The 12,932-nt window shown below is 70.5% G+C and carries 12 protein-coding genes; 3 read left to right on the forward strand and 9 right to left on the reverse strand.

All coding sequences use genetic code 11. The features are described from left to right. Nucleotides 1-90: 90 nt before the first annotated feature. The 9 genes from ACSMTC_RS19240 to rpmH all read right to left on the reverse strand — a co-directional run bounded on the left by ACSMTC_RS19240 (nucleotide 91) and on the right by rpmH (nucleotide 7,118). A complete protein-coding gene (locus ACSMTC_RS19240; protein WP_436560930.1) occupies nucleotides 91-708 on the reverse strand; it encodes a GNAT family N-acetyltransferase in 618 nt (205 codons plus the stop codon). A gap of 116 nt (nucleotides 709-824) precedes the next feature. After that, nucleotides 825-1,952 carry a ParB/RepB/Spo0J family partition protein gene (locus tag ACSMTC_RS19245; protein WP_436560931.1) on the reverse strand — a complete coding sequence of 376 codons (1,128 nt, stop codon included), beginning with the start codon at nucleotides 1,950-1,952 and terminating at the stop codon, nucleotides 825-827. Continuing rightward, nucleotides 1,949-3,052: a ParA family protein gene (locus ACSMTC_RS19250; RefSeq protein WP_436560932.1), complete on the reverse strand. Its 1,104-nt coding sequence runs from the start codon at nucleotides 3,050-3,052 to the stop codon at nucleotides 1,949-1,951. Before ACSMTC_RS19250 ends, ACSMTC_RS19245 begins: the two co-directional genes overlap by 4 nt. A 354-nt stretch (nucleotides 3,053-3,406) precedes the next feature. Next, nucleotides 3,407-4,201, reverse strand: a complete 795-nt coding sequence (gene rsmG, locus ACSMTC_RS19255) for a 16S rRNA (guanine(527)-N(7))-methyltransferase RsmG (RefSeq protein WP_436560933.1) — start codon at nucleotides 4,199-4,201, stop codon at nucleotides 3,407-3,409. A gap of 219 nt (nucleotides 4,202-4,420) precedes the next feature. Continuing rightward, nucleotides 4,421-4,957, reverse strand: coding sequence for a Jag family protein (locus tag ACSMTC_RS19260; protein WP_436560934.1), 537 nt, complete (start codon nucleotides 4,955-4,957; stop codon nucleotides 4,421-4,423). 67 nt (nucleotides 4,958-5,024) lie between these two features. Further along, on the reverse strand, nucleotides 5,025-6,218 hold the full coding sequence (gene yidC / locus ACSMTC_RS19265) for a membrane protein insertase YidC (protein ID WP_436560935.1): 1,194 nt from the start codon (nucleotides 6,216-6,218) through the stop codon (nucleotides 5,025-5,027). Nucleotides 6,219-6,221: 3 nt separating this feature from the next. Then, nucleotides 6,222-6,536: a membrane protein insertion efficiency factor YidD gene (gene yidD / locus ACSMTC_RS19270; protein ID WP_436560936.1), complete on the reverse strand. Its 315-nt coding sequence runs from the start codon at nucleotides 6,534-6,536 to the stop codon at nucleotides 6,222-6,224. Then, entirely contained in the window at nucleotides 6,533-6,961 is a 429-nt protein-coding gene (gene rnpA / locus ACSMTC_RS19275; protein WP_436560937.1) for a ribonuclease P protein component, read from the reverse strand. Before rnpA ends, yidD begins: the two co-directional genes overlap by 4 nt. Before the next feature lie 19 nt (nucleotides 6,962-6,980). Further along, the gene (gene rpmH, locus ACSMTC_RS19280) at nucleotides 6,981-7,118 is read right to left on the reverse strand and encodes a 50S ribosomal protein L34 (protein WP_436560938.1); all 138 of its coding nucleotides are present in this window, start codon (nucleotides 7,116-7,118) and stop codon (nucleotides 6,981-6,983) included. Between the two features lie 546 nt (nucleotides 7,119-7,664). On the opposite strand from rpmH, the gene dnaA reads away from it, so the two are divergent. The 3 genes from dnaA to gnd all read left to right on the forward strand — a co-directional run bounded on the left by dnaA (nucleotide 7,665) and on the right by gnd (nucleotide 12,887). After that, nucleotides 7,665-9,617, forward strand: a complete 1,953-nt coding sequence (gene dnaA, locus ACSMTC_RS19285; RefSeq protein ID WP_436560939.1) for a chromosomal replication initiator protein DnaA — start codon at nucleotides 7,665-7,667, stop codon at nucleotides 9,615-9,617. Nucleotides 9,618-10,661: 1,044 nt separating this feature from the next. After that, nucleotides 10,662-11,792 (forward strand): DNA polymerase III subunit beta, encoded by a 1,131-nt coding sequence (gene dnaN, locus ACSMTC_RS19290; RefSeq protein ID WP_436560940.1) that lies wholly within the window; start codon nucleotides 10,662-10,664, stop codon nucleotides 11,790-11,792. A 219-nt stretch (nucleotides 11,793-12,011) separates the two neighbouring features. Continuing rightward, nucleotides 12,012-12,887 carry a phosphogluconate dehydrogenase (NAD(+)-dependent, decarboxylating) gene (gene gnd, locus ACSMTC_RS19295; RefSeq protein ID WP_436560941.1) on the forward strand — a complete coding sequence of 292 codons (876 nt, stop codon included), beginning with the start codon at nucleotides 12,012-12,014 and terminating at the stop codon, nucleotides 12,885-12,887. Nucleotides 12,888-12,932: the final 45 nt, after the last annotated feature.

The raw sequence follows: 12,932 nt of genomic DNA on the forward strand, positions 1-12,932 counted from the left end.
CAGCAGCCGCCGAGCACGCCCGAGGGCGGGCCACCGGAGACCCGGTGGCCCGCCCTCGGCGTCTTCCCCGCCGCACCCGGCAGGCCCCGCTCAGAACGGCCGCAGGGCCGGTTCCTTCCGGGCGCCGCCCAGCAGCCGTTCCAGCGCCACCTCCACGTCCCCCTTCCAGGAGAGCGTGGTCCGTGCCTCCAGCCTCAGCCGCGGGTAGCGGTGGTGCGGCCGCACCGTCTTGAAGCCCACCGCCAGCAGATGCTCGGCCGGCAGCACACAGCTCGGAACCTCCCGTCCAACCGCGCCGAACGCCTCGATCGCCTTGAAGCCCCGGCCGACCAGGTCCTTGGCCACCGTCTGCACCAGCACCCGGCCGAGCCCCTGCCGCTGGTAGCCGGGCAGCACCCGACTGATCATCAGCTGCACGGCGTCCGGCGAGACCGGGCTGGTCGGGAACGCCAGCGACCGCGGTACGTACGCCGGCGGCGCGTACAGCACGTACCCGACGGGGATCTCGTCCACATAGACGATCCGACCGCAGGACCCCCACTCCAGCAGTACCGCGGAGATCCAGCTCTCCTTCTCCAGCTCCGCCTTGCCGGACTCCACCGCGGCCTTGGCGCTCACCGGGTCGAGCTCCCAGAACACGCAGGACCGACAGGTCGTCGGGAGATCCGTAAGGTTGTCCAGCGTCAGCGGAACGATCCTCCGTCCCACGCCCCACACCTCCTCATCCATCCCGGACGGACTTCACATCGACGAGCTTCCTCCGGAAACGGAACGGGTGCACGTTTCACGTGAAACATGCACCCGAATCCACACCGCGGCGAAGCTCAGCCCTGCGACAGCCGCAGGCCGTCCTCACCGGGCGCCAGACTGTCCAGGATCCGGTTGAGGTCCTCGACGGAGCCGAACTCCAGGACCACCTTGCCCTTGCCCAGCTTCCCGTTCCGCTGCGACACCTCGACCTTCACCCGGGTGTCGAACCGGTCCGAGAGCCGCTCCGAGAGGTCGTCGAACGCGGGCGAGAAGAGCTTCCCGGCCTTGGGGCCGGGCCGCTTCGCCCGCTGCTCCTGGACCATCAGCGTGACGATCTCCTCGGTGGTACGCACCGAGAGGCCCTCGGCGACGATCCGCCGGGCCAGCTCGTCCTGCCGCACGCCGTCCGGGACCCCCAGCAGCGCCCGGGCGTGGCCGGCCGTCAGCACACCCGCGGCCACCCGGGCCTGGACGGCCGGAGAGAGCTTCAGCAGCCGCAGGGTGTTGGAGACGTGCGAACGCGAGCGGCCGATCCGGTCGGCCAGTTCGTCATGGGTGCAGGAGAAGTCCCGCAGCAGCTGGTCGTACGCCGCCGCCTCCTCCAGCGGGTTGAGCTCCGCCCGGTGCAGGTTCTCCAGCAGCGCGTCCAGCAGCAGCTTGTCGTCCTCGGTGGCCCGGACGATCGCCGGGATCAGCTCCAGACCTGCCTGCCTGGAGGCCCGCAGCCGACGCTCACCCATGATCAGCTCATACTGACCGTCGCCGGTCTGACGGACCACCACCGGCTGCAGCAGTCCCACCTCCTTGATGGAGGCGACCAGCTCGGCCAGCTTGTCCTCGTCGAAGACCTCACGCGGCTGACGCGGGTTCGGCCGGATCGCGTCCAGCGGCAGCTCGGCGAACCTGGCACCCGAGACCGGCTGCAGCGCCGCCTCCAGCGCGCCGCGCTGCACCACCCCGGACAGTCCACGGACGCTCTCGGCCGCGGCCTTCGCCGCCGCCGTACCCCGCCCGGTCGGCAGCACCGGCACCGAAGTCGCGGAGAGCGTTCCGGCGGACACCGCCGCGGCATGCTCCCCCGCCCGAGCGGCGACCCCCGCGGACGCCCTGTCGACCGGATCGCCGACCGGTGTCCCGGCCGGTGGCACCGGGATCAGCGCCGCGATCCCTTTCCCCAGCCCCCTGCTGCGCCCACCACTCACCGGTTGTCCTCCATCGTGCCGTGCTGTGTCATCGGAACAGCCGGCTCATCGCTTGCGCTCCGCTGCTGTCCCACCGCGCCGTGCCCCATCGCACCCGGCCCCGGGCCGGGCTGCACCGCGCCGGCCGCCCGCAGAGCCAGCTCACGGGCCGCCTCCAGGTAGCACAGCGCCCCGGTGGAACCCGGGTCGTAGGTGAGTACCGTCTGCCCGTAACTCGGAGCCTCGGAGACCCTCACCGACCGCGGGATGGCCGTCTGCAGCACCTCCTGCGGGAAGTGCGTCCGGACCTCCTCCGCCACCTGGGCCGCCAGCCGGGTTCGGGCGTCGTACATGGTGAGCAGGATGGTGGAGACGTGCAGCGCCTGGTTCAGGTGCGCGCGGACCAGTTCGACGTTCCGCAGCAGCTGGCCGAGCCCCTCCAGCGCGTAGTACTCGCACTGGATCGGGATCAGCACCTCCTGACCCGCCACCAGCGCATTGACCGTCAGCAGCCCGAGCGAGGGCGGACAGTCGATCAGGATGTAGTCCAGCGGCTGCTCATAGGCCGCGATGGCGCGCTGCAGCCGGCTCTCCCGGGCCACCAGCGACACCAGCTCGATCTCGGCACCGGCCAGGTCGATGGTCGCCGGGACGCAGAACAGCCCCTCGACGTCCACCACCGGCTGCACCACATCGGCCAGCGGCTTGCCCTCCACCAGGACGTCGTAGATCGACGGCACCTCAGCGTGGTGGTCGATTCCCAGCGCCGTGGAGGCGTTTCCCTGCGGGTCGAGGTCGACGACCAGGACGCGCAGGCCGTGCAGTGCCAGCGCCGCGGCCAGATTGACGGTGGTGGTGGTCTTCCCCACCCCGCCCTTCTGGTTGGCCACCACGATCACCCTGGTCGCCGCCGGCCTGGGCAGCCCTTCACCGGCTCGCCCGGCGGCTCGTACTGCGGCCCGGGCAGCGCGCGCGATGGGCGTGTCATCGATCTGGTCGATGGTCTCCGAGTCCTGCATGGGGGTCAGTGTTTCACGTGAAACCGGAGCGGCAACAGTCGCCGCCCGGCTGCGGCTGAGGATTCCAGAGAGCAGGGAGCGACGTTTCACGTGAAACACCATGCCCGCAATGCCGGAAATCTGACGGTGCGACACTCCGACCGGTGATCGCATGGCCACTCAGGGCACCCGGAAGCACCAAAGCGGGCAAGCTGCCGGGTACCCGCCGCCACCGACGCTCTGTCCACCGCGCCGGCCGGTGGGAGCCGTGGGCGCCCGGCCCCCATCGGGCGGTCCCCCGTCTCCCCGCCTCCGGACGGGGCCGGATCGCCCCCGCCTCCGGACGGGCCCCCTCAGCCGGCCGCCAGGGGGCACCGCCCGGTCTTCGCCCATCGCTCCCGGCGCGCGCCCAGCCCGGGCGCGGCACCGGTCTCCCGCGCCGTGCGGCGGGCGGTCAGACCATTGGGCCGATCGGCCTCAGCGCCGACGGCGCCCCGCTCCCCGGGAGCCTTCGCCGGCCTTGCCGGACCGTCCGGCCCGGGCGGCCTTCGCCCTGCGGGTGGCCGCCTTCACCCCGCCGGGGCTCTCCCCCGCCTCCACCCGGACCACCCGGGTCGAGGTCTCCAGAGTGCCCTCACCGACCGAGATCACCGACCACTTGACCGCACCGAGCTTGGTCAGCGCCGACCGCGAGTCCGTCAGCTCCTGCTCCGCCGTGTCGCCCTTGAGCGCCAGCATCTGCCCGTACGGACGCAGCAGCGGCAGCCCCCATCCGGCGAGCCGGTCCATCGGCGCCACCGCCCGCGCGGTGACGATGTCCACCGAGAGCTTGCCGACCATCTCCTCGGCCCGGCCGCGCAGCACCGTGACATTGGCCAGCCCGAGCTCCCGGACCACCTCCTCCAGGAAGGTGGTCCGCCGCAGCAGCGGCTCCAGCAGCGTCACCGAGACATCCGGCCGGGCCATCGCCACCGGAATACCCGGCAGCCCGGCGCCCGAGCCGATGTCGCACAGCGAGGCACCGGCCGGCAGCAGCTCCGCCAGCACCGCGCAGTTGAGCACATGGCGGTCCCAGAGCCGGGGAACCTCACGCGGACCGATCAGCCCACGCTGCACCCCTGCCGTCGCCAGCAGCTCGGTGTACCGCTGGGCGACCGGGAACCGCTCACCGAAGATCTCCCGCGCCACGGCCGGCGCCTCCGGCAGCGCCTGTCGACCCTCCTGGCCGTTCTCCGCCGGGGTACCCTCGGCCGCCACGCCGTCCGTCTCCATCTCAGCCTCTCCGCTCACCGTCTCCACCGCCCCGCACTCACCGGTGCGCCATGTGGCCAATGTTCCATATGGGCGCTGTTTCACGTGAAACACAGTGTGTGAAACGCGACCTCCGCCGACCACGGCACACCTGCCCTCGTGTGCACAGGCCGCCCCCGGAGGGACGACGACCCCGCCCGCACGAAGCGGACGGGGTCGGTCGACAGGCCGCCTACGACGTCAGCCCGGCAGGACGACGACGCAGCGCTGGGGCTCCTCGCCCTCCGACTCGCTGCGCAGACCCGCCGCGGCCACCGCGTCGTGGACCACCTTGCGCTCGAACGGGGTCATCGGGCGCAGCTTCACCTGCTCACCCGTGCTCTTGACCTGCTCCGCCGCCTTGCTGCCCAGCGCCGCCAGCTCAGCCCGCCTGCGCGCGCGGAACCCGGCAATGTCCAGCATGAGGCGGCTGCGCTCGCCGGTCTCCCGGTGCACCGCCAGCCGGGTCAGCTCCTGCAGCGCCTCCAGCACCTCGCCGTCCTGGCCGACCAGCCGCTGCAGGGCGCGGTCACTGCCGTCGCTGACGATGGACACCAGAGCGCGGTCACCCTCGACATCCATGTCGATGTCACCGTCGAGGTCCGCGATGTCGAGCAGACCCTCCAGGTAGTCGGCCGCGATGTCACCCTCCTGCTCCAGGCGGGCGATCAGGCCGTCGGCAGCGCCCGCACCGGTCGCAGCCTCGGCCTCGGCAGCAGAGGTGGTGCCTTCCGTCACTGATGGACTCCTTCAGGAATGGGCCCTCGGGTGGGCCGAGAAACGAAGATCTGGCTGAAGTCCGCCGTCAGGACTTCTTCCTCGGCCGCTGGCCGCCCTGCCCGCCCCGCTTCGGCTGCTGACGCGGGCCCTGCTTGCCCGCACCCTGCCTGGCCGCGCCCGACTTGCCCGCCGCCGCCTTCGCCGGGGCCGACTCGGTCGCGGCGGGCTCGGTCGCGGTGGGCTCGACGTCGGCGGAGGAGGACGGTGCCTCGTCCGCGGTCTGCGACTCCTTGGTCAGGCCGGTCTCCGCGGTGCCGCCGGCCTGCTGGCGCTGCGACTTGGTCTGCCTGCGCGGCTGCTGCCGGCGCACCTGCACCGCGTCCTCGACGGCGGCCTCGGCCGAGGCGACGCTCTTGCCGGAACCGCCGGAGACCAGCGCGAGCAGGGAGCTCTTCTTCACCGAGCCGTCCGGGTTCAGCCGGCCGGCCTTCTTCAGCCGCGCCTGGCGCTCGGCGAACGCCTGGCTGCCCGGGGTCGGGTTGTTGCGGATGACGATCAGCTGCTGGCCCATCGACCAGACGTTGGTGGTCAGCCAGTAGACCAGGACACCGACCGGGAAGTTGATGCCCATCACGGCGAACATGATCGGGAAGACGTACATCAGCATCTTCTGCTGCTGCATGAACGGCGTCTTGACCGTGAGGTCCACGTTCTTGGTCATCAGCTGGCGCTGGGTGACGAACTGCGACAGCGACATCAGCACGATCATGATGGCGGTCACGATCTGCACGTTCAGCTGGTCGGAGCCGACGAACTTGGCCGACAGCGGAGCACCGAAGATGTGCGCCTGCTTGGCGCTGGCCAGCAGGCTGGGGGTGATGACACCGATCACCTTGCCGTTGGCGACCGAGGCCAGCACTCCGTAGAGGGCGGTGAAGAACGGCGCCTGCACGAGAATCGGAAGGCAGCTGGAGAACGGGTTGGTACCCGCCTCCTTGTACAGCTTCATCATCTCTTCGGACTGGCGCTGCCGGTCGTTCTTGTAGCGCTCCTGGATGGCCTTCATCTTCGGCTGGATCGCCTGCATGGCCCGCGTCGCCTTGATCTGCTTCACGAAGAGCGGGATCAGGCAGATTCGGATGACGACCACCATGGAGGCGATCGCCAGACCCCACGCCCACCCACCGTTCGGGTCGAAGACGTGGCTGTACAGCGAGTGGAACTGGACGATGATCCAGGACACCGCGGTGTACAGAGGACTGAGGAAGGACCAGGTCACCGGTCAGACTCCTTGGACATCGGGCTTGGCCACCGGCTCAGGCCCGGCGGTCCCGCTCTTCGGGCTCAGCAGATCGCGCAACCGACGGTGCCAGACCGGGTGCTTGCGCGGCGGTACATGGTCGACCCCACCGGGCGACCACGGGTTGCAGCGCAGAATGCGCCACACGGTCAGGGCTCCGCCCTTGACCGCGCCGTGCACCCGCACCGCTTCGTACCCGTAGTGCGAACACGAGGGGTAGTACCGGCAGACCGGGCCGAGCAGCGGACTGATCGTCCACTGGTAGAGCCTGATCAGCCCCATCAGCAGGTACTTCATCGCCCTGCTCCCGTCGGCACGGCATCGGCCGGCTCAGCCCGGAGCAGCCGCCGCAACGCCGCGTCCAGGTCGTGCTCGAGATCCAGATACGAGGCCGACCCGGCCGCGGGCAGCGCACGTACCACTATCAGGCTACCTGCGGGCAACCGGGACAGGCGCTCACGGACCAGATGACGCAGCCGTCGCTTCACCAGATTGCGGACCACCGCGGGACCGACGGCCTTGCTCACGACGAAACCCGCACGCGCCGAAGGGAGCCCCTCGGCGACGTGCGGGTGGGAGTCGCTGTTCCGGTCGGTCCGTCCCACAGCTCCCCCATCTCTGTTGAGATGGACGACCAGCAGGGGCCGACCGGCCCGACGACCGCGTTTCACTGCGGTCGCGAAGTCCTGGCGCCGCCGTAGCCGATTCTCGGAGGGCAGCACTGCAGACCTCGGATTCGGATCAGGCGGACAGGCTGGCGCGGCCCTTGGTACGGCGGGCAGCCAGGATGGCGCGGCCGGCGCGGGTACGCATACGCAGCCGGAAGCCGTGGGTCTTCGCGCGACGACGGTTGTTCGGCTGGAAGGTGCGCTTGCTCACTCGGGGGCTCCTGAGATGAATCGTAGGACGACGGGACATCGCTTGGCCGTCACCGTGCGTCCGCGCGATCTCTCCTGATTGAGAAATCCCGCCGCAACATCCCAGGTCGGCTGGGGTTACGGCTAAGCCACGGCGCCCGTGCTGCGCGCCTTATGGAAGCGGGAAGACCCGCGGACATGCGGCAGCGGCCATCGACAACTCGACCTGGTTACGGTACGCGGCACAGGGGCGGAGGGTCAAACCGGCCACCCGGCGCCTCCTGGCGCCGGCCCCCCGTCCGACCATGATGGCCGGGCCCGCCGCCGGTCCGCGCCGTACCCGCACGCCCGGCTCGACACCCGCGGACCCGCCGACACCGCCCCGCCACGACTCCGCGCGCCCGTCCACACACCAGGAGTACGTTCACCCACAGCCTGTGGACAACAACTTGAATCAGCCCCATCGGCTGACTACCGTTGCAGGACTTGTCGGGTTTGTTCATCGGATCGGACCGGCACCCGGAGTCCCTTGACACCCCCGATTCGGGGAACGAGAAAGCGTGCACCAGTGGCTGATGTCAACAGCGATCTCGTCGTGGTCTGGGCGAGGGTCGTCGAGCGGCTGGTCAACGACTCCGGCGTCGGCGACAGCGACAAGATGTGGCTGCGCCGTACCCAGCCGATGTGGATGATGCACGACACCGCCCTGCTGGCCGCGCCCAACGAGCGCGCCAAGCAGGTGCTGGAGGGCCGGCTGCTGCCGCCGCTCACCGAGGAGCTCAGCCGCGAGTTCGGCCGCCCCGTGCGGATCGCCGTGATGGTCGACGCCAACGCCGTCCCGCCGGCCGCCTCCCCCGCGCCGGCCGAGCCCCAGCCCGCCGACACCCAGGGCCAGCAGCCGCACTCTCCGGCCGGCCAGGCCCAGGAGTGGCAGCAGCCCTACCGCGAGCAGGAGGCCGAGGCCGGCCGCTGGCCCACCGCCGAGAGCTTCCCCGCCTCCGACTACCCCGGCCGGTACGAGTCCCCGGCCGCCGAGGTCCCCCAGGGCTACGAGCGCACCGGCCGGTACGACACCTCCGGCTACGACCAGCGCCCCGCCCCCTACGGCGGCGAGCGGGCCGAGTGGTCCGAGGTCTCCGAACGGCCTGGCGGCTGGGACGGCGGCTACGGCACCCGGCCGGCCGAGCGGCACGGCGAGCCCTCGCCCCGGGAGTCGGCCAGCGCCGCCCAGGGCGACCTCTTCGGCGGCGCGTACGGCAGCGGCCAGGGCGACCGCCCGCGTCCGTCCGGCGGTGTACGGCGCACGCCGCCGGGTGCGCAGCGCCCCGCGGGTGTCCAGCCCGATCCGGGCGTGCACCTCCCGGACACCCGCCCGCAGCCGGGCCTGCCGGCCGCCACCGGCGGAGCGCTGCCCGAGCGCACCCCGAGCCCGGGTGTGCCCGCGCCGCCCGGCGCCCCCCCGGCCGGCGGCTCGCGCAAGGACGAGCCCGCGGCCCGGCTGAACCCGAAGTACCTCTTCGACACCTTCGTGATCGGCGCCAGCAACCGCTTCGCCCACGCCGCGGCGGTGGCGGTCGCCGAGGCCCCGGCCAAGGCGTACAACCCGCTCTTCATCTACGGCGAGTCCGGGCTCGGCAAGACCCATCTGCTGCACGCGATCGGCCACTACTCGCGCAGCCTCTTCCCGGGCACCCGGGTGCGCTACGTGAGTTCGGAGGAGTTCACCAACGAGTTCATCAACTCGATCCGGGACGGCAAGGCGGACGCGTTCCGCAAGCGGTACCGGGACATGGACATCCTGCTGGTGGACGACGTCCAGTTCCTGGCGAGCAAGGAGTCCACACAGGAGGAGTTCTTCCACACCTTCAACACCCTGCACAACGCCAACAAGCAGATCGTGCTCTCCTCGGACCGGCCGCCCAAGCAGCTGATCACCCTGGAGGACCGGCTGCGGAACCGCTTCGAGTGGGGGCTGATCACCGACGTCACCCCGCCCGAGCTGGAGACCCGGATCGCGATCCTGCGCAAGAAGGCGATCCAGGAGCAACTCAACGCTCCCGCAGACGTGTTGGAGTTCATCGCGTCCCGAATCACCCGGAACATCCGGGAGTTGGAGGGCGCGCTGATCCGGGTCACCGCCTTCGCCAACCTCAACCGGGCGCCGGTGGACCTGGAGTTGGCCGGCATCGTCCTCAAGGACCTGATCCCGGGCGGCGACGAGGACGCCGGTCCCGAGATCACCGCGCAGGTCATCATGCAGCAGACCGCCGCCTACTTCGGGCTCGGTGTGGACGACCTCTGCGGATCCTCGCGCAGCCGCGTACTGGTGACGGCTCGTCAGATCGCGATGTACCTGTGCCGGGAGCTCACCGACCTGTCGCTGCCGAAGATCGGTGCCCAGTTCGGCGGACGCGACCACACCACGGTGATGCACGCCGACCGGAAGATCCGCTCGCTGATGGCCGAGCGTCGCTCCATCTACAACCAGGTCACCGAGCTGACCAACCGCATCAAGAGCTAGCGTCCGGCGCCGCAGCCGGTTTGAAGGGGAGTCAGGCGTGCCTGGCTCCCCTTCCGCATGCCCTCGGGGCCTGTGGACCGACCACGGCCACGGCGGCCACGAGTACCTCCGGGCCCCCTCGGGGCGCCTCCCGGGCGGCCCGCGCCGGGCTCTCGCGCGGCCCTGGCAGGACACCGGCCCGAGAAGACAGGTGTAATCCGCGCGATCGCGGGGCAGGATTCGCACAGTCGACGCTTCGCCAGGTGGACCGCCGCGACGAACATCTGACCGCCGATTCGAACAGGGCGGAGTCGCAGGGCGGTAATCCACAGGATCGGGTGGTTTCTCCCCGTCCACAGGCTGGGGAGCTCCGAGTTATCCAGAATTCGTCCACAGGGCTGTCACCGCTACGCTCTTCGACGCAGGTCAGACCCCTGTGGACTTGTGCACAACAGTTATCCACAGGCTGTGGACAGTTGGGGGACCGTCAGCAGGGCGGATGGGTTGTCCACCGGTTGTCCCCAGCGAAGGGGCGGTTATCCCCAGGTTCTCCACAGCGCAGTCCACAGTTCGACAACGTGCAGCAACTGTTCACCTGCTGGTGTGAAAGGCGTCACGAGAAGTCGACAGCGCCCCGTGGATAACCCGGTCATGATCTGGGGACGGGGCTGGGGAAAACCTGTGGATACTCAGAGTGCCCTGTGGGTAACCGTTCGTCGTCCACAGCGGGCCCTGTTCGTCCACAGCTCCGATCCACACCTACTGTGGATAAAAAAGTGGTGTTGACCTGCGGAAACGGGGTTATCCACGGTATCCACAGGCCCTACTACTACCACTACACCTATAGACCTCTCGCCTTGATCAACAGTGGGGTGGGCCGAAATCTGTGGACAGTCCGCACCCGACGTCTGTTCGGACTTGCGTCGGCCGATTGCCCCGTCTGTCGGTGGAGTACGTCAGACTGTTCTCCGGCAACTGGAAACCGGAGGGCTCAGGCCCGGCGGCCAGGTGCCAGTAGACGATCAAGAGCGCAAAGCGACAGCGGAGTCCAGGAGGCGGTTACCGGTGAAGTTCCGGGTGGAGCGTGACGTCCTCGCGGAGGCGGTGGCCTGGGCTGCCCGCAGCCTCCCGGCGCGGCCGCCGGTGCCGGTGCTGGCCGGCCTGCTGCTGACGGCCCAGGAGGGCAGCCTGGCGCTGTCCGGGTTCGACTACGAGGTCTCGGCCCGGGTCGAGCTGGAGGCGGACGTCGAGGAGGCCGGCACCGTCCTGGTCTCCGGCCGCCTGCTGAACGACATCTCCCGCAACCTGCCCAACCGCCCGGTGGAGATCTCCACCGACGGCATGCGGGTCACCGTGGTCTGCGGCAGCTCGCGGTTCACCCTGCCCAGCATGTCCGTCGAGGACTACCCAGCCCTGCCGCAGATGCCGACCGCGACCGGCAGCGTCCCCGGTGACGTCTTCGCCGCCGCCGTCAGCCAGGCCGCCGTGGCCGCCGGGCGGGACGACACCCTGCCGGTGCTGACCGGTGTCCGGGTCGAGATCGAGGGCGACCGGATCACCCTGGCCGCCACCGACCGCTACCGCTTCGCCGTCCGCGAGCTGCTGTGGAAGCCCGAGCAGGCGGACATCTCCGCGGTCGCCCTGGTCCCGGCCAAGACCCTGCAGGACATCGCCAAGTCCCTGGGCAGCGGCGACAGCGTCTCCATCGCGCTCTCCTCCGGCGGCGCCGGCGAGGGCCTGATCGGCTTCGAGGGCGCCGGGCGTCGGACCACCACCCGCCTGCTGGAGGGCGAGTTCCCGAAGTACCGCACGCTGTTCCCGACCGAGTTCAGCGCGATCGCGGCGATCCAGACCCAGCCCTTCCTGGAGGCGCTCAAGCGCGTCTCGCTGGTCGCCGAGCGCAACACCCCGGTCCGGCTCAACTTCGAGCAGGGCGTGCTCACCCTGGAGGCCGGCTCCGGCGACGACGCCCAGGCCACCGAGCGGATCGACGCCGACCTCGAGGGCGACGACATCTCGATCGCCTTCAACCCGGGCTACCTGGAGGAGGGCCTCAAGGCCATCGACGCTCCGTTCGCCCAGCTGAGCTTCACCACCTCGACCAAGCCGGCCCTGCTCTCCGGCAAGGCCGCGGTGGACGCCGAGGCGGACGTCGCGTACCAGTACCTGATCATGCCGGTGCGCCTCTCCGGCTGACGGCCGGCCGGGGCGCCGTCCACAGCCTGTGGGCCCCGGCCGGGGCGACCCTCCCGGCCGGCGGTCCGCTCCACAGCCTGTGGACACCCCGTCGTGGAACGGAACACAGCCTCCCCCGGTCACCCCGACCGGGGGAGGCGTCGTGCCTCCCGGCGTAGGCTCAGCTGTGCGGCAACGGCGCCGCCGCCAGGCACGACACCACAGTGAAGGACAGTTGTCATGGAGCTCGGCCTCATCGGTCTCGGCAAGATGGGCGGCAACATGCGCGAGCGCATCCGCCGCGCCGGCCACACCGTCATCGGCTACGACCGCAACCCTGAACTCGCCGACGTCGACAGCCTCGAGCAGCTGGTCAGCAAGCTGCAGGGCCCGCGCGTGGTCTGGGTGATGGTCCCGGCGGGCGGCCCGACCCACGACACCATCGACCGGCTGGCCGAGCTGCTCTCGCCCGGCGACGTGGTCGTGGACGGCGGCAACTCGCGCTGGACCGACGACGTCAAGCACGCCGAGGTGCTGGCCGCCAAGGGCATCGGTTTCGTCGACTGCGGCGTCTCCGGCGGTGTCTGGGGCCTGGAGAACGGCTACGCGCTGATGTACGGCGGCGACGCCGAGCACGTCGCCAAGGTGCAGCCGGTCTTCGACGCGCTGAAGCCCGAGGGCGAGTTCGGCTCGGTGCACGCGGGCAAGGTCGGTGCGGGCCACTTCGCCAAGATGGTCCACAACGGCATCGAGTACGCCATGATGCAGGCCTTCGCCGAGGGCTGGGAGCTGCTGGAGGCGGCCCCCGAGGTCACCGACGTGCGCGAGGTCTTCCGCAGCTGGCAGGAGGGCACGGTCATCCGCTCCTGGCTGCTCGACCTGGCCGTCCGCGCGCTGGACGACGACGAGCACCTGGGCAAGCTCAAGGGCTGGGCCGCGGACTCCGGCGAGGGCCGCTGGACGGTCGAGGCCGCGATCGACCACGCGGTGCCGCTGCCGGCCATCACCGCCTCGCTCTTCGCCCGCTTCGCCTCCCGCCAGGAGGACTCGCCGCAGATGAAGATGATCGCCGCGCTGCGCAACCAGTTCGGCGGCCACGCGGTCGAGTCGAAGTAAGCCGCGGTACGCGGTAGTACCGGCAGTACGACAACCCCGGAAGGC

Source organism: Kitasatospora sp. HPM-01-4 (assembly GCF_051374625.1).
Classification (GTDB): Bacteria; Actinomycetota; Actinomycetes; order Streptomycetales; family Streptomycetaceae; genus Kitasatospora.